The following is a 19,282-nucleotide window of genomic DNA, read 5'->3' as shown; positions in this document are numbered from 1 at the left end:
AATGGCAGCGTGACCACCGGAACGCAGGCCCCTGCCATCTCCTTCGCGCGCGGTGCCCCGTCGACCGACATCGTCGACGTCGAGGGCCTCAAGCAGGCCGCCGTCGCCGCGTTCGACGCCGACCCCGCGGGCGTCACCGGCTACGGCACCGCGGTCGGCTACGTGCCGCTGCGCCGCTGGATCGCCGAGAAGCACGGCGTCCCCATCGACCACGTGCTGGTCACCAACGGCTCGATGCAGGCCGACGCGTTCCTGTTCGACGAGCTGGTCTCCCCCGGCACGGCCGTGGTCACCGAGCGCCCCACCTACGACCGCACCCTGCTGGGGCTGCGCTCGCGCGGCGCCGACCTGCACCTGGTCACGCTCGAGGAGGACGGCGTCGCGGTCGACGAGATCGCCGCGCTGCTGGACCAGGGCGTGCGCCCGGCGTTCGCGCACATCATCCCGAACTTCCAGAACCCGGCGGGCTACACGCTGTCGCTGGCCAAGCGGCAGCGGCTGCTGGAGCTGGCCCGCGAGCACGACTTCCTGGTGTTCGAGGACGACCCGTACGTCGACATCCGGTTCAGCGGCGAGCCGCTGCCGCGGATGTTCGACCTGGACGGCGGGGCCGCGAGCGAGCACGTCGTCTACGCCTCGTCGTTCTCCAAGACCGTGTGCCCCGGCGCGCGGGTGGGCTACCTGGTCGGGCCGCCGGCGCTGATCGACCGGATCCGGGTGCGGGCCACCAACACCTACATCGCGCCGAGCATGCTGGCCCAGGCCACGGTGTTCCGGTTCGTCACCGGCGAGCGGTTCCCCTCCGCGCTGGAGACGGTGAAGAACGCGCTGGCCGAGCGGGTCGGCGCGCTGGACGAGGCGCTGCGCCGGCACCTGCCGCAGGCGACCTTCGTGCGCCCGGAGGGCGGCTACTTCCTGTGGGTCTCGCTGCCCGCCGGTGAGGGCCACGACGTCGCGACGATCACCGCCGAGGCCGCGAGCCGGGGCGTGGCCATCGTGCCGGGCACCGACTTCCTGCTCGAGGGCGGGGAGAACTCGTTCCGGCTGGCCTACTCGGCGGTGCAGACCGACCAGGTCGACGAGGGCGTCCGCCGGCTCGCCGAGGCGATCGAGGCCGCCCGCTCCTGAGCTCAGTGGAGTCCCAGCGCATCGTTTCCCGAGCGCTGGGACTCCACTGCCTCAGCCGGAGTTGCGCAGCGCCGTCGCGACGCCGTTGATCGCCAGCTGGATGCAGCGGCGCACCAGCTCGTCGTCGGGGCCGTCCCCGAAGTCGGCACGGCGGCGCCGGCGCAGCATCTCCACCTGCAGGTGGTGCAGCGGCTCCAGGTAGGGGAACCGGTTGCGGATCGACCGGGCCAGCGCCGGGTTGTCCGCGAGCAGGTGCTCGTCGCCGGTGACCGCCAGCAGCATCCGCACGGTGCGCTCGTGCTCGGCGACGACCTGGCCGAACACCCGCTCGCGCAGCTCCTCGTCGGGCACCAGCGAGGCGTAGCGGGCGGCCAGGTCCAGGTCGGTCTTGGCCAGCACCATGCCCATGTTCGACAGCACGGTGCGGAAGAACGGCCAGCGCGCGTGCAGGTCCTGCAGCACCTCCAGCCGGGACGGGTCCCCGCCGACCCACGACTCCAGCGCGGAGCCGGTGCCGTACCAGCCGGGCAGCATGATCCGCGTCTGCGACCAGCTGAACACCCACGGGATGGCCCGCAGGTCGGTGATCTTGTCCCCGGCCTTGCGGGACGGCGGGCGGCTGCCGATGTTCAGCTCGGCCAGCTCCCGGATGGGGGTGGCGGCGCGGAACCACTCGACGAAGCCCGGCGTCTCGTGCACCAGCGCGCTGTACGCCGCTCGGGCGCGGGCGGCGAGGTCGTCGAACAGGGCGTAGGTCTCCGCGGCGTCGTCCCCGAGCCCCTCGCTGTTGACCAGCGTCGACTCCAGGGTCGCCGCGACCAGCGCCTCGAGGTTGCGGCGGGCGAGGTCGGGCGTGGAGTACTTGGCCGCGATGACCTCGCCCTGCTCGGTGATCCGCAGCGCGCCCGCCACCGAGCCGGGCGGCTGGGCCTTGATGGCCTCGTAGCTGGGGCCGCCGCCGCGGCCGACCGTGCCGCCGCGGCCGTGGAACAGCCGCAGCCGGATGCCGTGCGCCTCGGCGACGTCGACCAGTGCCAGCTCGGCGCGGTACAGCGCCCAGTTGGCCGCCAGGTAGCCGCCGTCCTTGTTGCTGTCGGAGTAGCCGAGCATGACCTCCTGCAGCTCGCCCTTGCTGGTCACCAGCGCGCGGTACAGCGGCTGGGCCAGCATCGCCTCGAGCGTGCGGCCGGCGGCCTGCAGGTCGTCGATCGTCTCGAACAGCGGGGAGATGTTCACCGTGCTGGCCGGGCCGTCCGGGCCGTCGGGGTCGAGCAGGCCGACCTCCTTGAGCAGGACGGCGACCTCCAGCACGTCGCTCACCGACTCGCACATGCTGATCACGTAGTTCGGGATCGCGCGGGGGCCCAGCAGCCGCACCTGCTCGGCGGCGGCGACCAGCAGGTCCAGCTCGCCGCGGGCCAGCTCGGACAGCTCGGCGTCCGGGCGCACCAGCGGGCGGCGCAGCCGCAGCTCGCCGGTGAGCAGCTCGACCCGGGCGGCCTCGTCCAGCGCGGCGTAGTCGTCGCAGACGCCGGCCCAGGCCAGCAGCTCGGCGAGCACCTCCTCGTGCACCGAGGAGTTCTGCCGCATGTCCAGCCCGCACAGGTGGAAGCCGAACACCTCGACCGCGTCCCGCAGCCGGGCCAGCCGGTCGTCGGCGAGCGCGCCGGCGCCGTGGCTGCGCAGCGACGCGTCGACGGTGGCGAGGTCGGCGAGCAGCTCGTCGGGCGTGCCGTAGGCGGGCAGGACGGCGTCCGGCTGCTCCCCCGGCACGTGCCCGAGCACCCGCAGGGCGGTGGCCGCGAGCCGCCGGTAGATGCCGCGCAGCGCCCGCCGGTAGGGCTCGTCGGCGCGGAACGGTGAGTCGTCCTGCGCGGAGTCGGCCAGCGCGTACAGCTCCGCGGTCGGCCGCACCAGCCGGTCGGACATCGACAGCTCGTCGCCCAGGCAGACCAGCTCGGCCAGGTGGTGGCCCAGCGCCGTCTCCGCCTGCCGGGTGGTGGCCCGGCGGACGGCGTCGGCGGTGACGAACGGGTTGCCGTCGCGGTCGCCGCCGATCCACGAGCCGGGCTGCAGCATCGGGGTGGGCAGCAGGTCGGCGTCCGGCCAGCGCTTCCGCAGCGCCCGGCGCAGCTGCGTGTTGATCTCGGGGACGACCTCGAACAGCGAGAGGTCGTAGTAGCGCAGCGCCTCGTCGATCTCGTCGGCCAGCCGCAGCCGGGACAGCCGGAGCAGCGCCGTCTGCCAGAGGGTGAGGACCTCCCGCCAGAGGTGCGCCGACCAGGCCGGGTCCTCGTCCTCGCGCCGCCGCATGAGCTCGCTGACCGCCCGCTGCACCTGCGAGATGGTGCGGCGGCGGGTCTCGGTGGGGTGCGCCGTGACCACCGGGACGACGAGCGCCCCGGACAGCTCGCGGGCCACCGTCGCGCCGTCCAGGTGGGCGTCGTCCAGCAGCTCGAGGGTGGCCGCGAGGCTGCCCTGCTGCGGCGGCGAGCCCTCCCGGCGGTGGAACCGGCGGCGCCGCTCGTGGTGGACGTCCTCGGCGATGTTGGCCAGCAGCGAGAAGTGGCTGAAGGCCCGCACGACGTGGTTGGCCGACCGGGGGTCCAGGGCGGCGAGCCGGTCGGCCAGGTGCTGGCGCTCGGCCTGCGAGCGGCGGACCTCGAACGCCTCGACGCGGGTGGACTCGACCAGCTCGAGCACCTCGGGGCCGGCCTGCTCGGCGATCACCTCGCCCAGGACCCGGCCCAGCAGGCGGATGTCGTCGCGCAGCTGCGCGTCGTCGGTGCGGTCGTCGGGCTGGTCGGGACCCCCCGGTCGGCGGAGGTCGGCGACGTCGACGGTGGCTTCGGACACACGAGGAGTATCCGGGGGGCGTGTGTCGGACAAATGACGGGGGAGGCCGGAACGGGGACGACCCCGGCGACCGGCCTCTGCAGGGCGGTCGCCGGGGTCGCCGGCTGGTGCGGTGGATCAGGCGTTGCGGCGCCGGCGGGTGATCAGCATGAGCACCCCGCCGCCGACCAGGGCGACGAGCCCGAGGCCGGCCGGGACGAGCACCGGGGCGCCGGTGTAGGCGAGACCCGTGCCGTTGCCGGCGGTGGCCGTCGTTGCGCCGGTCGCTGCGGCACCGGCCGGGGCAGCACCGCCCTGGCTGCTGCCGCCGCCCGGGGCGCCGGCGGGAGCGGCCCCGTCGACCGCGACGTCCATCCGGAGGAACCGCTCGCTGCCGTCCGGCGCGAACCCGGACGCGACCAGCGAGTGCGTGCCGGCCTCGAGACCCGCCGGCACCTCGACGAGCGCGGAGAAGTCACCGTTCGCGTCGGTGCGCACCGTGGCCAGCACCTGCGGGCTGGAGTAGATGACGACCGTCGCGATGGAGTTCGGCTGGAACCCCGTGCCGATCACGGTGATCCGCTGCCCCGGGGCGGCGGTGGTGATCGTGCCGCGGTCGGTGGTCAGGGTCAGCGCGGTGGGCGGGGCGGCGGCCGGGACGCGGGGCACGGTGTCGACCGTGGGGGTCGGCTGCCCGGTGCCCGGCCCCGGCTGCGGGGACGGCTCATCGGTGCCCGGGTCGTCGGTGCCCGGGGTGTCCGGGGTGCCGGTGTCCGGGGTGCCCGTGCCGGGCGTACCGGTGCCCGGGGTGTCCGTGCCGGGGGTGCCCGTGCCGGGGGTGTCCGGGGTGCCCGTGCCGGGCGTACCGGTGCCCGGGTTGTCGGTGTCCGGGGTGTCCGTGTCAGGGATGTCGGTGCCCGGGTCGCTGGGGCCAGGGGTGCCCGTACCGGGGGTGCCCGTGCCCGGGGTGCCCGAGTCCGGGATGTCCGTGCCGGCGTGCGGATCGGTGTCCGCGGTGGCCACCTCGACCGCGCCCAGGTCGGTGCGGGCGGTCAGGGCGCCGGTCCAGCTCCGCTGGACGCGGGCTGCGTAGTTCTGGTCGAAGGGCACCGCGTAGGGGGCGTCGGCGTAGTCCGGGTCACCGGCGTCGATGACCACGCTGTCCGCCGCGGGCTTCGCGGAGAAGATCCCGTGGACGGGGTCCACCTCGGCCAGCTCGGGGTCGACGCCGTAGAGCACGGTCGACGACCCCGCCGCGTCCTCGGGCGCCCGGCCCACGAGCGACCACGCCACCGCGGTGCCGTCCAGCGGCAGGTCGAGGTCGTCGGTGGCGACGTCGGCCGTCGTCCTGGTGCCGGTGAAGATCGAGTTGGTCACCCGGGCCTGCCCAGGGCCGGACCACGAGAGCCCGACGGCGCCGGTGTTGGCGGCGAGCGTGACGTGGTCGAGCTGCGCGTCGACCGTGGTCGGATCGGTGTCACCGGCCACCAGGACGACCGGGCCGGCGCCCGCGTCGTTGCCGGCGATCGTGCTGTTGTCCACGCTCAGCCGGCCGCCCGCGGTGCGCAGCGCGGCACCTTCGGCGGTCGCCCCGTCGATGCCCTCGTTGCCCTCGAAGAGCGACCCCGACACGTGGACGTCCGTCGGGCCGGCGAAGTCGGCGCCGGCGCCGGCCGGCGCGGTGTTGCCGCTCCACCAGGCGGCCAGGTCGACGTCGAGCGGCGGGGGGTTCGTGGCGGCCTGGACGGCGATGCCACCGCCGGAGACGCCCGCCGAGTTCTGGCGGAAGTCCGCCGAGCCGTCGAAGCCGCTGTTCAGCTGCTGGCCCTCGACGAGGACACCGCCACCCCTGCCCTGGGTGGCGTTGCCCGTCATCGAGCCCTCGAAGGTCGTGTCGGTGTCGACGACGTGCAGCCCGCCGCCACCCACGGTGGCGGTGTTGCCGTTGAGGTAGGAGTGCTCGAACGAGAGCGTCGCGGGCCCGGACGTGGTGCCGACGGCGAGACCGCCGCCCTTGCCGGTCGCCTGGTTCTCCTGGAACGTCGCCGCGATGACCATGCCGCCGCGGGGCAGCCGGGCGCCACCGCCGTCGCCGCCGGCGACGTTGTGCGCCAGGGTCGTGTCGTCGGTGATGAAGGCCGGGGAGTCGGCCCACACCCCGCCGCCGTCCCGGCCTGCGTCGTTGCCCTCGACGACCGCCCAGGACCCGATGTAGGCCTGCCCGCCCGTGACCCAGACGCCGCCGCCGTCCCGGCCGGCGTGCCCGCCGCGCACCGTCGTGCTGCTGAGGGTCAGGTTCGTGTTGACGGCGCGGACGACGCCGCCGTCCCCGCTGGTCGTGCCGTTGAGCAGCGTCAGCCCGACGATGCGCACCTTGATGGGGGCATCGGCCGGGCCGGTGGTGTTCAGCACCCGGTCGCGCCCCTCGACGTCCAGCGTGACGCCATCGGGGTTGCCGGCCGACAGGGTGACGTCGTCGGTGATCGACAGGGCGTGGAGCAGGTGCACCGTGCCGGTCAGCTCGCCGTCGAAGAGGACCGTGTCCTCACCGGCCGTGCTGTTGGCCTGGGCCAGCGCGTCGCGCAGCGACCCGGGACCGCTGTCGTCGAGGTTGGTCACCACGATGTCACCGGCCGCCGCCGCGGGACCGGCCAGCGCGACCGCGCCGACCGAGGCGACGGCCAGCGCCGATGCACCCGCGAGCGCCTGGCCGAGCCGCCGGCAGACCGTCCGCCGCGCTCCTCCGCGAGCCGCCGCCCGGCGGTCCGCCCTGTTCCCTGTCATGTCGTGCTCGCCCCGCTCGTCGTCCGGTCCCGCTCTCGGGGACTCACGTGGAAAGGTTTGTATCGGGCGAGACTTGTGCTGTGCGGCGGGTTTGCGCCACATGTGTTGCCAAGGCTGCGTCCAGGCCTCGTCGGCGGTGGAGTGGCGACTCCCCACCCTCCCCTCCCGCCCCACGCGCCACGGGCGGCACACCGGCCCCGGAACGCCGACGACCCCGGCGACCTGCCCCGAGGGGCGGTCGCCGGGGTCGCCGGCTGGTGCGGTGGATCAGGCGTTGCGACGCCGGCGGGTGACCAGCATGAGCACCCCGCCGCCGACCAGGGCGACGAGCCCGAGGCCGGCCGGGACGAGCACCGGGGCGCCGGTGTAGGCCAGGCCCTTCCCGTCCGTGCCGGCGGCCGTGCCGGCGGCCGTGCCGGTGGTGCCCGTGGCCGTCGACTGCACGTCACCCGCGGCGGCCACCGTCACGTTCATCCGCATGAAGCGCTCGGTGCCGTCCGGGGCGACGCCCGAGGCCACCAGCGAGTGCTGGCCCGCGGCCAGCGTGGCCGGCACCTCGACCTCCTTGCTGAAGTTGCCGTCCTTGTCGGTCGTCGCCGTACCCAGGACCTGCGGCTCGGAGTAGATGACGATCGTGGCGGTCGAGTAGGGCAGGAAGCCGGTGCCGATGACGGTCAGCTTGGCACCCGGGGTGGTGGCGCTGATCTGGCCCTTGTCCGTGGTCAGGGTCAGCGGCGCGTCCGGCACCTCGGCCGGCACGACGGGCGCGGCGGCCGCGGCCTGGGTGGACGCCGACGCGCCCGGACCGGCGACCTTGCCGGCCGAGACCGCGACGACGGTGGCCGTGTACTTCTCACCGGCGACTGCACCGAAGCGGACCGACAGGTCCGTGGTCGACAGCGTCTGCCCGGTCGGCAGCAGCGTGACCTCGTAGTGGTCGACCTTCCCGCCGCTCGCGGGGGCCTTCCAGGAGATGAGCACCGAGGAGCGCTCGGCCGTCGCGGAGACGCCGGTGGGCGCACCCGGGACGGTCGCGTCGACGTCCGTGCCGCCGTTGTCCGGGACGGTGGTGACCGGCGGGTTCGTCGGCAGCTGGGGCTCCGGGTTCGTGGGCTGCTGCGGGTTCGTGGGCTGCTGCGGCTCCGGGTTCGTGGGCTGCTGCGGCTCCGGGTTCGTGATGACGACCGCCTCGGCGACGGTGACGTGCTCGACGTTGCTGGCCGGGCTGGCCACGCCGTCGCTGTAGGCCTGGACCGCGATGTCGTAGGTCTGGCCGCCCTGGAGCGTCTTCACGGTGGCGGTCAGGTTCGCCGTCTCCGGGTCCTCGAGGGTCGCGAGGGTGGTCCACGGACCGGCGGCACCGTTGGTGCTCACCTTGTAGGTGTCGACCGGCAGGCCCTGGACGGCCGCGCCCGGGACGATGACGAGGTCGACCTCACCCGGGGTGGCCGAGGTCGCCGAGCTCAGCGTCGGCGCCGACGGGGTGGTCGGGTTCGTCGGCGTGTCGGGCGTGACGACGATGGGCCCGCAGGTGGTGAACGTCGCCCGGACGTAGCCCTGACCGCTGTAGTCGTTGTTCGTCCCGTTCGTCTGGCTGCTGGCGTCGGGGAAGACCTCGCTGTCGATGTAGTTCGCGCCGCCGCCACCGCCGGCGCCGCCGCCGACGGTCGCCTGGCCGGAGGGCACGGCCCCGCTCGCGCCGCCACCGCCACCCAGGTAGCCGCCGCCACCACCACCGGCGTACTCCGCGGCCTTGCCGCCGAGGGCGCCGGCACCGGACTCACCGTTCAGCTCCGGGTCGGCCTCGACGGCGGTGGAGGTCCCACCCGCGCCGGCCTGCTGCAGGCTGCCGCCGTGGCCGCCGGTCGCCGCGAAGGACTGCGGCAGGTTGCCACCGTCCGACCCGTCACCGTCGTTGCCACCGCCGGCGCCACCGAGGGCGTCGGTCGACGTGACGACGACACCGCTGCCGGTGCTCCCGCCACCGCCGGAACCACCGCCGCCGCCCGCGATGAGGACCGGGTAGGCGCTGAGGGTGTCGCCCAGGCGGACCACGGAGGCACCACCACCGCCGGAACCACCGTTCGGCGCGCCACCGCCCGAGGGCTGGGTGCCGCTGGTGCCACCCGCGGCGCCACCGAAGGAGAAGTCACCACCGGTCGACCCGGCCTGCAGGAAGAAGTGCTGGCCGGGCTGGACCGACATGGAGGCCTTGACGAGGCCCCCGAAGCCACCCGCGGTCGCTACGCCGTCGGAGTTGCGCCCCTGACCGCCGAGACCGCCCTGCAGCGTCCAGTCGATCGAGCAGACGTTGTCCGGCACCTGCCACGCCACGTCACCCTCGACGGCCGTCCAGGTCATCTGGTCGCCGTCGACGATCGGCCCCTGGGCGCTGGCCGTGCCGGGCAGCAGGATGCCGCCGCCCAGGCTCAACGACAGGCCGACCGCTCCGGCGGCGAGCGCGCGGTACGTCCGCCGGCGCTCGTTGTGCTCCGAACTCATGGTTCCCCTCACGGGTTCTGCGCGCGCTCCCCGTGTGCGCGGCGACTGCCCGCATTCCTAGTGGCCGACTCAGCCGGTCCACAGCGGTGAAACATGCAATACCTGCCAAAGCGGTGCCGGAACGGTGGCGGGCCTTCGGCGATCTCGCACCAGGGGAAACACCGGGCCCACCAGGCCCACCAGTCCCGGAAGCCCACCTCAGGAGCGCCACCCGTCCCACTGGCCCCACTGCGCCGCCGACCGGCCGATCCGCGACGATGCCGGGGTGATCCGACTGACTGCGCAGCCCGCGTCCCCCTCCCCCGCGTGGCACGGCGAGGGGCCCGTCTGGGACGCCGAGCACGACCGGCTGCTGTGGGTGGACATCACCGGCGGGATGGTGCACACCGGCACGGTCTCCGGCGACGACGTCGTCGAGCAGGCCGCCCGGCGCGCGGGCGGCACGGTCGGGTTCGTCGTCCCGGTGGCCGGCGGTGGCTGGCTGACCGGCGCGGACGGCGGGTTCACCCACCTGCCGGCCGACGGACCCGCGGAGACGTTGGTCGAGCTGACCGGGGAGGGTGGCACGGAGGAGTCCGGCGGCACCCGGATGAACGACGGCGGCTGCGACCGGGCCGGCCGGCTGTACGGCGGCACGATGGCGTTCGACGAGCGGCCGGGCGCCAGCACGCTCTACCGGGTCGACCTCGACGGCACGGTGACCACGGTGTTCGACGGGCTGACCATCTCCAACGGCATCGGCTGGTCGCCCGACGACCGCACGATGTACCTGTCCGACTCCGGCAACGCGGTGGTCTGGGCGATGGACTACGACCTGGACACCGGCCGGGTCGGCGAGCGGCGCGACTTCCGCACCTTCGACGGCCCGCCGGCCGACGGGCTCACCGTCGACGACGAGGGTTGCGTGTGGACGGCGCACTGGAGCGGCGGCATGGTGCAGCGCTGGTCGCCGGACGGCGAGCTGCTGGCGCGGGTCGACGTCCCGACCGACAACACGTCCAGCTGCGCGTTCGCCGGCGCCGACCGCGGGCTGCTGGTGATCAGCACGAGCAACCACAACCTGCCGCACGAGTTGCGGTCGGAGCAGGTGGACGCCGGGCGGTTGTTCACCGTGCGGCCCGGCGTCACCGGCCCGGCGGCGTTCCCCTACCGCGGCCCCCTCACCCGCCTCCGCCAGCGTTGACCAGGTGACCTGATCAACGGGCGTCCCCCCGCACCGACGCTGATGCGGGGGGACGCCGTCCGGTGCAGGGGGACGCGGTCAGCCGCGCTCGGCCGCCAACGCCTCGCGGAGCTTGACCCGGCCGCCGGTGCGCAGCAGCGCGCCGGAGTAGACGCGCCCGCCGATCCGGATGACCGCGGTGATCGCAGCCAGCATGAGGAGTGCGGCGATGCCGACCTCCCACCACTCGGCCTCCCCCGCGGACTGCCGCACCGGCATGACCATCGGTGACAGCCCCGGGATGAACGAGGTCACCGTCGCGAGCGACCCGCCGGGGTTCTGCGCGGCCTGGATCGAGATGACGAACCCGACCACCAGCACCAGCGACGCCGGGGTGATCACGTTGCCGAGGTCCTCCTGCCGGCTGACCAGCGACGCGGCGGCGGCGAACACCGCGGCGTAGAACGCGTAGCCGACCAGGAACCAGAGGACGACGGTGACCACCGGGCCGATGACGTCACCGGGCACGTCGACGACGTCGAACGACAGCGCCCCGACCACGCCGATCACCGCGACCAGCAGGATCTGCGCCAGCCCGAGCACCCCGAGGCCGATGATCTTGCCGGCCAGCAGCTGCCACGGCCGCATGGTCGCCAGCAGCAGCTCGACCACCCGGCTGGACTTCTCCTCCACCACGCCCTGGGCCACGAACTGCCCGAACAGGATGATCAGGCTGTAGAGGACGACGACGCCGACCAGCGCCACGATCGTCGCCTGCAGGTGGTCCTCGGCGTCGGCGTCCAGGGTGACCAGGTCGACCCGCGGCGCGGGCTGCAGCTGCACGCCGGCCGCGTCGAGCTGGCTGGTCATCGACAGGTTCGCCAGCGCGCCCTGGACCAGGTCGCGGGTGTCCTCGCCGCCGCTCTCGACGAGCAGCTCGGGCCGCTCGCCGGCGGGGCTCAGCAGTGCGCCGTCGACGTCCTCGTCGGCGACCGCGGCGCGCGCGGCCGCCTCGTCGTCGAACGGGACGACGGTGACGTCGGTGCCGAGCAGCTGCCCCTGCGCGACCAGCGCCTGCTCGGTCTGCGGGCTCCCGCCGACGACGCCCACCTTGGTCTCGTCGCCGCCGCTGTTGATCGCCACCTGGAACACGAGCATGCCGACGATGAGCAGGATCAGGACACCGGAGCTGACCAGGAAGCCCTTGTCGCGGACGCGGGTGCTCACCTCGCGGCCGGCGACCAGCCGCACCAGCTGGGCCGACGACAGCGGCCGGGTCCCGCCCGGGGCGCTCACGCCGCCACCGCCGGGGTGGCCGTGACGGCCTCGCGGAAGAGCTCGACGAGCGTGGGTTCCCGCCAGGCGAAGTGGCTCACCCGGCCGGTGGCCAGCGCCGCCTTGAGCACCAGCTGGTCGTCGGTGCCGGGCTCGAGGTCGAGCACGGTGTCGCCGCGCTGCTCGGACACGGTGCGGACACCGGGCACGTCGGCGGCCCAGCCCGGAGCGGCGTCGGGGACGACGACCCGCAGCTGGCGGCGGCCCTCGGCGGCCCGCAGCTCGTCCACCGTGCCGCTGGCCACGATCCGGCCGCGGGCGAGGATGCCGACCGCGTCGCACAGCCGCTCGACCAGGTCCAGCTGGTGGCTGGAGAAGACGACCGGCACGCCGCGGCGCGCCTGGTCCAGCAGCGCCTCGGCGAGGGAGTCGACGCCGACCGGGTCGAGCCCGCTGAACGGCTCGTCGAGGATCAGGACGTCGGGCTCGCTGACCAGCGCGGCGGCCAGCTGGACGCGCTGCTGGTTGCCCAGCGACAGCTTCTCCACCTGGTCGTTGCGGCGCTCGGCGAGGCCGAGGCGCTCGGCCCACTGCTCGGCGGCGCGGGCGGCGGGCGCGGCGGCCATGCCGTGCAGCCGGGCGAAGTAGGTGAGCTGCTCGCCGACCTTCATCTTCGGGTAGAGCCCGCGCTCCTCCGGCATGTAGCCGACGCGGCGGCGGGTGCTCTCGTCGAGGCCGCGGCCGTTCCAGCGCACCTCCCCGGCGTCCGCCCGGGCCAGGCCCATGGCGATGCGCATGGTGGTGGTCTTGCCGGCGCCGTTGGAGCCGCAGAACCCGAACATCTGGCCGGGGGCGACGGCGAAGCTCACCCCCTCCAGCACCCGCTTGTCGCCGTAGGCCTTGACCAGCCCGTCGAACTCCAGCACGGTCCCTCCGGTGGGTCGTCGTCGCTTTCCAGTGCGGAAAGACTGGCGGATCACTTTCCGATTCGTCAAGTGACCACCGGGCGCGGCGCGCCGCTCCCCTGTGCACGCCCCGGGCTGCGGCTGTGTTCCCGCTGCGGTGTGATCGGGTCATGAGCAGCGAGAACACCCCGGCCAGGCCGCCCGCCGGCGTGGGGCTGGCCGGGCTGCGCGAGGCGGCAGCCGGCTGCCGCGCGTGCGAGCTGTGGGAGCCGGCGACCCAGACCGTCTTCGGCGAAGGTCCGGAGACCGCCCGCATCGTGTTCGTCGGCGAGCAGCCCGGCGACCAGGAGGACCGCCAGGGCGAGCCGTTCGTCGGCCCGGCGGGGCGGCTGCTGGACCGGGCGCTCGCCGACGCGGGCATCGACCGGCGCGACTCCTACGTGACCAACAGCGTCAAGCACTTCCGGTTCACGCCGACCCCGAAGCGGCGGATCCACCAGTCGCCGGGCGCCGAGCACCTGGCCGCCTGCCGGCCGTGGCTGGAGGCGGAGTTCGCCGTCCTGCAGCCGGAGGTGGTCGTCTGCCTGGGCGCGGTGGCCGCGAAGGCGCTGATCAGCCCGTCGTTCCGGATCACCCGCGAGCACGGGCAGCTGCTGCCCTGGACCCCGCCCGGCGCCGAGCCGCCCGCCGACGACGCGGACACCGACGAGGACGCCCCGCACCAGACCTGGGTCATCGCGACCACGCACCCCTCGGCGGTGCTGCGCACGCCCGACGAGGGCCGGCAGGCCGCCTACGACGCGCTGGTCGCCGACCTCAAGGTGGTCGCCACCGCCCTCGCCTGACGCTGGTGGAGTCCCAGCGCATCACTTCCCGAGCGCTGGGACTCCGCTCAACGCTCGGGTTCGGGGTGGCGGGCGCCGGCGGGCACCTGCGCGCCGTCGTCCAGCCGCGACTCCCGGCCGACCAGCGTGATGTCCCCGTCCCCGTCCCCGCCGACCGTGGCCCGTTCTCCGACGTCCACGTTGTCGTCCAGGACGGCGCGGACCACCGTCGCGCCGGACCGCACCCGGACGCCGGGCAGCAGCACCGAGTCGACGACGGTCGCGCCCTCCTCGACGACGACGCCCGGTGACAGCACCGACCCGCGCACCGTGCCGGCCACCCGGGTGCCCCCGGAGACGAGGCTGCCCTCGACCGTGGCGCCGTCCAGCACCCGGGCCGCGCTGTGCCGCCCGCCGCGGGTGTGCACCGGCCACGACAGCTCGTCCAGGTCGATCGGCGGCTCGGGCGACAGGAAGTCCCGGTGCGCCTGCCAGTACGACTCGACGGTGCCGACGTCCCGCCAGTAGCCGTCGAACCGGTGCGCACGGGCCTTGCCGTCCTTGGTCTGGGCGGGCAGCAGGTGCGTGCCGAGGTCCGCCAGGCCGTCCTCGCCGACCTCGCGGCTGAGCTGCTCGAGCCGGTCGAGGGTCGGCCCGGGTGAGAAGACGAACACCTCGTTGGTCGCGGTCGTCGTCGCCGGCTCGTCGGGCTTGTAGGCGTAGTCGGTGACCCGCTCGCCGTCGACCTGCACGATCCCGTACCGCGCGGCGTCGTCCGCGGCGACCTCGGTGGTGACCATGGTGACCTCGGCGTCCGAGGCCAGGTGCCCGTCGACGACCTCGCGGTAGTCGAGCTTGTAGACGGCGTCGGAGCTGACCACGACCAGCGCGTCCGGAGCGAACTCCCGGATCAGCTCGGCCTGCCGCCACAGCCCGTCGGCGGTGCCCTCGGTGAAGCCCTCGCGGTCGCCGCCGGCCTGGAAGGGCGGCAGCATCATCAGCCCGCCGGTGGTGCGGTCGAGGTCCCAGGGCCGGCCGTTGGCGAGGTGCTCGGTCAGCGACGCGGGCTGGTACTGCACCGACACCCAGACGTCGGCGATGCCGGAGTGCTCGCAGTTCGACAGCGGGAAGTCGATGAGCCGGTAGACGCCGGCGAACGGGACGGCCGGCTTGGCCCGGGTCTCGGTCAGCAGCTGCAGCCGGCCCCCCTGACCGCCGGCGAGCACGAGGACGAGGACCTTCGGGAGAGCCATCTCCCGCCGCTACCCGCCGTGCCCGGTCGCATGCGGCAACCGTCAGGCGGCGTCCTGGGCGGCGGCGGTCTGGGAGGCGCGGAAGGTGCGGAACGACGGCACCAGCACCGCGACCAGCAGCATCACCACCACGATCACGATGCCGCCGGACACCATCGTCGCCGGGATCGACACCGCCGCGGCCAGGCCACCGGCACGCAGGTCACCGAGCCGCGGCCCACCCGCGACCACGACGATGAACACGCCCTGCATGCGGCCGCGCATGTCGTCGGGCGCCGCGGTCTGCAGCATCGAGCTCCGCAGCACCGCGCTCACCAGGTCCGCAGCGCCGGCGACGGCGAGCCAGAACACCGCCCACCACAGCGACCCGGCCAGCCCGAACAGCCCGACGGCGACGCCCCACACGCAGATGGCGGCCAGCACGGCCACGCCCTGCCGGTCCAGCCGGGTCACCCAGCCCGACACCAGGCCCATCAGCAGGGCGCCGATCGAGACGCCGGCCGACAGCCAGCCCAGCGCGTTCGCCGAGTGCAGGAACGTCGTCTCGGCGAGCTCCGGGATCACCGCCCGCGGCCAGCCGAACATCATCGCGACGATGTCGACGACGAACGTCATCAGCAGCACCGGCTGGGTGCGCAGGAAGGCGAAGCCCTCCCCCACCCCGCGCAGCGCCGCGCCCAGCGACAGCGTGCCGTGCGCACCCTCCGGCTTGAGCGAGGGCAGCCCGCGCAGCAGCAGGACGGCGACGACGAAGCCGACCGCGTCGATGGCGTAGGTGATCGGCAGCCCACCGGCGTCGATGAGGAACCCGGCCAGCAGCGGCCCGACGATGACGCCGGCCTGCTGCACGGTCATGTTCAGCGCGTTCGCCGCCGGCACCTTCGCCGCCCCGACCAGCGCGGGGATCGCCGCGCTGCGGGTCGGTGAGTTGACCGCGGTGAGCGCCGACTCCAGCGCCGTCAGCACCCACAGCACCCACAGGTGCCCCCCGCCGGGCAGCAGCGACTGCACGAACAGCAGCAGGCTGGCCACCGCCGTCCCGCCGGAGGTGACCAGCATCAGCACCCGCCGGTCGACGGTGTCGGCGATCGCCCCGCCGAGCAGCCCGAAGACGATCAGCGGCACCAGCGCGACGATCGACGTCAGGCCGACCATCAGCGACGAGCCGGTCACCTGGAACACCTGGTACGGGACGACGACCAGCGTCATCTGCGTGCCGACGACGGTGATCGTCTGCCCGGTCCACAGCCGGCGGAACGCCCGCTCGCGCAGCGGCGAGGTGTCGATGGCGAACCGGCGCCGCTTGGGTGCCGCCGGCGGCGCCCCGATCGGCTCCCCGGTCGGGACGCCGACGTCGACGGGCACCGGCTCCGGCGTCTGCGGCGCGGTCACGGGGCGAGCCGCTGCACGACCCAGCCGCCGCCCTCCTCGTCGTCGCGGACGAACGCCAGCCGGTCGTGCAGGCGGTCGTGGCCGCCCTGCCAGAACTCCACGGTCTCCGGGACCACCCGGTACCCACCCCAGTTGGCCGGCCGGGGCAGCTTCTCGGTGGTCGTCTGCGCGTCCAGCTCCTCGACCCGGGTGCGCAGCAGCTCGCGGGAGTCGACCACCGTCGACTGGATGGACGCCGCGGCGGCCAGCTGCGAGCCGCGCGGGCGGGGATCCCACAGCGAGTCCGAGACCGCGTCGCCGGCCCGCTCGACGGTGCCGGTGATGCGCACCTGCCGCTGCATCGCGTGCCAGGGGAAGACCAGCGCCGCCCGCGGGTTCACCGCCAGCTGCGCACCCTTGGCCGAGGCGTAGTTGGTGCCGAACACGAAGCCGGTGACGTCGTACCCCTTCATCAGCACGATCCGCGCGTCCGGGGCGCCGTCGGCGTCGGCGGTGGCCACGACCATCGCGTTGGGCTCGGGCAGCTCGGCGGCGACGGCGTCGGCGAACCACCGGTCGAACTGCTCGACCCAGGTGGCGGCCAGGCCCTCTTCACCGAACCCCGCGTCGTCGTAGTCCCTGCGCATGCGGATCAGGTCGGGCACGCGGTCCATGCTGTCACCGCAGGTGGTCGCGCCGCGCAACCGCCCGGGCGGCCGGTGTGTGGTCCCGGTCACGCGGCCGCTCTCCGATGCCTCGGTCGTGGGCAGGACGGCCTAAGTTGTGCCTCGTCGAGCGCCGCCCGGCGTCCGGAGCACCGCGCGCAGAGGAGCATGCGAGATGGCCGACGACTTCATCCCCGGCCTGGAGGGCGTGGTCGCCTTCGAGACCACCATCGCCGAGCCGGACAAGGACGGCGGTGCGCTGCGCTACCGCGGCGTGGACATCGAGGACCTGGTCGGGCAGGTGACCTTCGGCAACGTCTGGGCGCTGCTGGTCGACGGGAAGTTCGGGCCCGGGCTGCCGCCGGCGGAGCCGTTCCCCATCCCGGTGCACACCGGTGACGTGCGGGTCGACGTGCAGGCCGCGCTGGCGATGCTCACCCCGATCTGGGGCTACCGCCCGCTGCTGGACATCGACGCCGAGGAGGCCCGCGACGAGCTCGCGCGGGCCGCGGTGATGGCGCTGTCCTACGTCGCGCAGTCCGCCCGCGGCATCGGTGTGCCGGCGGTGCCGCAGAAGCGGGTCGACGAGGCCGCCACGATCGTCGAGCGGTTCATGGTCCGCTGGCGGGGCGAGCCCGACCCGCGGCACGTCGCCGCCGTCGACGCCTACTGGACGTCGGCCGCCGAGCACGGCATGAACGCCTCCACCTTCACCGCCCGGGTGATCGCCTCCACCGGCGCGGACGTCGCGGCGTCGCTGTCCGGCGCGATCGGCGCGATGTCCGGTCCGCTGCACGGCGGTGCGCCCTCGCGGGTGCTGCACATGCTGGACGGTGTCGAGCAGACCGGCGACGCCCGCACGTACGTGAAGGACCTGCTGGACCGCAAGGAGCGGCTGATGGGCTTCGGCCACCGGGTGTACCGGGCCGAGGACCCGCGCGCCCGGGTGCTGCGCCGCACCGCCCAGGAGCTCGGCGCGCCCCGGTTCGAGGCCGCGCTGGCGCTGGAGCAGGCCGCACTCGCCGAGCTGCGCGAGCGGCGCCCCGACCGGCCGATCGAGACGAACGTGGAGTTCTGGGCGGCCGTCGTCCTGGACTTCGCCGAGGTGCCCAGCCACATGTTCACCTCGATGTTCACCTGCGCCCGCACCGCGGGCTGGTGCGCGCACATCCTGGAGCAGAAGAACACCGGCCGGCTGGTGCGCCCCTCGGCCCGCTACATCGGCCCGGCGCCCCGCAAGCCGCAGGACGTCGAGGGCTGGGACAGCATCTCGACCACCGCCATCCCCGCCTGAGGAGACGACGATGACGATCACCATCCCCGCCGACCTGCTGCCGAGGGACGGCCGGTTCGGCTGCGGGCCGTCCAAGGTCCGCCCCGAGGCGCTGCAGGCGCTGGCCACCGACGGGGCGGCGCTGATGGGCACCTCGCACCGCCAGGCCCCGGTGAAGAACCTGGTCAAGCGGGTCCGCGAAGGCCTCACCCAGCTGTTCGACCTGCCCGACGGCTACCAGGTGGTGCTCGGCAACGGCGGGTCGACCGCCTTCTGGGACGCCGCGGCGATCGGGCTGATCCGCCGGCAGAGCGCGCACGGCACCTACGGCGAGTTCTCCGCCAAGTTCGCCTCCGGGGTGGCCGACGCGCCGTTCCTGGACGAGCCGCTGGTGACCAGGGCCGAGCCCGGCTCACTGGCGCTGCCGCCGGCCGCCCCGGGGGTCGACGTCTACGCGTGGGCGCACAACGAGACCTCGACCGGCGTCATGGCGCCCGTCGTCCGCCCGGCCGGGGCGGACGACGACGCCCTGGTGGTCATCGACGCCACCTCCGGCGCCGGTGGCCTGCCGGTCGACGTGTCGCAGAGCGACGTCTACTACTTCGCGCCGCAGAAGTCCTTCGCCGCGGACGGCGGGCTGTGGATCGCGCTGATGTCGCCGGCCGCGCTGGAGCGGGTCGCCGAGATCAAGGCGACCGACCGCTGGATCCCCGGCTTCCTGGACCTGTCGATCGCCGTCGACAACAGCAGCAAGGACCAGACGTACAACACCCCCGCGGTGGCCACGCTGTTCCTGCTGGCCGACCAGATCGACTGGATGCTGGGGCTCGGCGGCCTGTCCGGGGCGGTCGCCCGCAGCCGGGAGTCCTCCAGCCGGCTCTACCGCTGGGCCGAGGACACCAAGTACACCCAGCCGTTCGTGAACCGGGTCGACGAGCGGTCGCTCGTCGTCGGCACGGTCGACTTCGACGACTCGGTGGACGCCGCGCTGGTGGCGAAGACGCTGCGGGCCAACGGCGTCGTGGACGTCGAGCCGTACCGCAAGCTCGGCCGCAACCAGCTGCGGGTGGGCATGTTCCCCGCCGTCGACCCGGACGACGTCAGCGCGCTGACCGCCTGCATCGACCACGTGGTCGGACAGCTGTAGATGAACAACCGGATTGCGCGCCATCTTCTGGTCGCGCGATCCGGTTGGGCGTGTGAGGGTCGACACAGGACCCGGGGAGCGGCCCCGGGAGCGACCTCGAGGAGCACCTGTGTCGGCAACACCACGACGGGTCGGTACCGCCATCGTCGGGCTCGGGG

13 protein-coding genes are annotated in these 19,282 nt (G+C 74.2%); 5 read left to right on the top strand and 8 right to left on the bottom strand.

Annotated elements, in window-relative coordinates; translation table 11 throughout:
• The first annotated feature begins 9 nt into the window (after window positions 1–9).
• Entirely contained in the window at window positions 10–1,128 is a 1,119-nt protein-coding gene (locus tag AB0J00_RS20075) for a PLP-dependent aminotransferase family protein (protein WP_357748318.1), read from the top strand.
• A gap of 51 nt (window positions 1,129–1,179) precedes the next feature.
• Here the strand turns inward: AB0J00_RS20075 and ppc are convergent, their stop codons facing one another.
• The 3 genes from ppc to AB0J00_RS20060 form a co-directional block, all read right to left on the bottom strand.
• Window positions 1,180–3,984 carry a phosphoenolpyruvate carboxylase gene (gene ppc / locus AB0J00_RS20070; RefSeq protein WP_357748316.1) on the bottom strand — a complete coding sequence of 935 codons (2,805 nt, stop codon included), beginning with the start codon at window positions 3,982–3,984 and terminating at the stop codon, window positions 1,180–1,182.
• Between the two features lie 117 nt (window positions 3,985–4,101).
• On the bottom strand, window positions 4,102–6,747 hold the full coding sequence (locus AB0J00_RS20065) for a hypothetical protein (RefSeq protein ID WP_357748307.1): 2,646 nt from the start codon (window positions 6,745–6,747) through the stop codon (window positions 4,102–4,104).
• A gap of 267 nt (window positions 6,748–7,014) precedes the next feature.
• A complete protein-coding gene (locus AB0J00_RS20060; protein ID WP_357748306.1) occupies window positions 7,015–9,249 on the bottom strand; it encodes a fibronectin type III domain-containing protein in 2,235 nt (744 codons plus the stop codon).
• Between the two features lie 265 nt (window positions 9,250–9,514).
• Here AB0J00_RS20060 and AB0J00_RS20055 point away from each other — a divergent pair, with 265 nt between their 5' ends.
• Window positions 9,515–10,432, top strand: a complete 918-nt coding sequence (locus tag AB0J00_RS20055) for an SMP-30/gluconolactonase/LRE family protein (protein ID WP_357748303.1) — start codon at window positions 9,515–9,517, stop codon at window positions 10,430–10,432.
• A 78-nt stretch (window positions 10,433–10,510) separates the two neighbouring features.
• Here AB0J00_RS20055 and AB0J00_RS20050 read toward each other — a convergent pair whose 3' ends face one another.
• Together AB0J00_RS20050 and AB0J00_RS20045 are read right to left on the bottom strand one after the other, a co-directional pair.
• Complete coding sequence (locus AB0J00_RS20050; protein ID WP_357748301.1) at window positions 10,511–11,707, bottom strand: ABC transporter permease; 1,197 nt, start codon at window positions 11,705–11,707, stop codon at window positions 10,511–10,513.
• Complete coding sequence (locus AB0J00_RS20045) at window positions 11,704–12,612, bottom strand: ATP-binding cassette domain-containing protein (RefSeq protein ID WP_357748298.1); 909 nt, start codon at window positions 12,610–12,612, stop codon at window positions 11,704–11,706. Before AB0J00_RS20045 ends, AB0J00_RS20050 begins: the two co-directional genes overlap by 4 nt.
• 149 nt (window positions 12,613–12,761) lie before the next feature.
• Here AB0J00_RS20045 and AB0J00_RS20040 point away from each other — a divergent pair, with 149 nt between their 5' ends.
• Window positions 12,762–13,436 (top strand): UdgX family uracil-DNA binding protein, encoded by a 675-nt coding sequence (locus tag AB0J00_RS20040; RefSeq protein ID WP_357748296.1) that lies wholly within the window; start codon window positions 12,762–12,764, stop codon window positions 13,434–13,436.
• 47 nt (window positions 13,437–13,483) lie between these two features.
• On the opposite strand, the gene AB0J00_RS20035 is transcribed toward AB0J00_RS20040, so the two are convergent.
• From AB0J00_RS20035 to pdxH, 3 genes are read right to left on the bottom strand one after another with little or no spacing between them, the layout of a single operon-like run.
• Window positions 13,484–14,668: a sugar phosphate nucleotidyltransferase gene (locus AB0J00_RS20035; RefSeq protein ID WP_357748294.1), complete on the bottom strand. Its 1,185-nt coding sequence runs from the start codon at window positions 14,666–14,668 to the stop codon at window positions 13,484–13,486.
• 42 nt (window positions 14,669–14,710) lie between these two features.
• The gene (locus tag AB0J00_RS20030; protein WP_357748291.1) at window positions 14,711–16,060 is read right to left on the bottom strand and encodes an MFS transporter; all 1,350 of its coding nucleotides are present in this window, start codon (window positions 16,058–16,060) and stop codon (window positions 14,711–14,713) included.
• On the bottom strand, window positions 16,057–16,713 hold the full coding sequence (pdxH, locus tag AB0J00_RS20025; protein ID WP_357748289.1) for a pyridoxamine 5'-phosphate oxidase: 657 nt from the start codon (window positions 16,711–16,713) through the stop codon (window positions 16,057–16,059). Before pdxH ends, AB0J00_RS20030 begins: the two co-directional genes overlap by 4 nt.
• Before the next feature lie 166 nt (window positions 16,714–16,879).
• Here pdxH and AB0J00_RS20020 point away from each other — a divergent pair, with 166 nt between their 5' ends.
• Together AB0J00_RS20020 and serC are read left to right on the top strand one after the other, a co-directional pair.
• Window positions 16,880–17,998 carry a citrate synthase 2 gene (locus tag AB0J00_RS20020; protein WP_357748287.1) on the top strand — a complete coding sequence of 373 codons (1,119 nt, stop codon included), beginning with the start codon at window positions 16,880–16,882 and terminating at the stop codon, window positions 17,996–17,998.
• Between the two features lie 10 nt (window positions 17,999–18,008).
• Entirely contained in the window at window positions 18,009–19,124 is a 1,116-nt protein-coding gene (serC, locus tag AB0J00_RS20015) for a phosphoserine transaminase (RefSeq protein WP_357748284.1), read from the top strand.
• The last annotated feature ends 158 nt before the right edge of the window (window positions 19,125–19,282 follow it).

Source organism: Modestobacter sp. NPDC049651, assembly GCF_040659695.1.
Taxonomy (GTDB): Bacteria; Actinomycetota; Actinomycetes; order Mycobacteriales; family Geodermatophilaceae; genus Modestobacter.
This window is presented reverse-complemented; position numbering and strand designations above follow the sequence as displayed.

Bases quoted from the DNA above. Each gene is read 5' to 3' on its own strand.
- AB0J00_RS20060 (WP_357748306.1), bottom strand. From the start codon at position 9,249: ATGAGTTCGGAGCACAACGAGCGCCGGCGGACGTACCGCGCGCTCGCC.
- AB0J00_RS20020 (WP_357748287.1), top strand. From the start codon at position 16,880: ATGGCCGACGACTTCATCCCCGGCCTGGAGGGCGTGGTCGCCTTCGAG.
- AB0J00_RS20040 (WP_357748296.1), top strand. From the start codon at position 12,762: ATGAGCAGCGAGAACACCCCGGCCAGGCCGCCCGCCGGCGTGGGGCTG.
- serC (WP_357748284.1), top strand. From the start codon at position 18,009: ATGACGATCACCATCCCCGCCGACCTGCTGCCGAGGGACGGCCGGTTC.
- AB0J00_RS20035 (WP_357748294.1), bottom strand. From the start codon at position 14,668: ATGGCTCTCCCGAAGGTCCTCGTCCTCGTGCTCGCCGGCGGTCAGGGG.
- pdxH (WP_357748289.1), bottom strand. From the start codon at position 16,713: ATGGACCGCGTGCCCGACCTGATCCGCATGCGCAGGGACTACGACGAC.
- AB0J00_RS20065 (WP_357748307.1), bottom strand. From the start codon at position 6,747: ATGACAGGGAACAGGGCGGACCGCCGGGCGGCGGCTCGCGGAGGAGCG.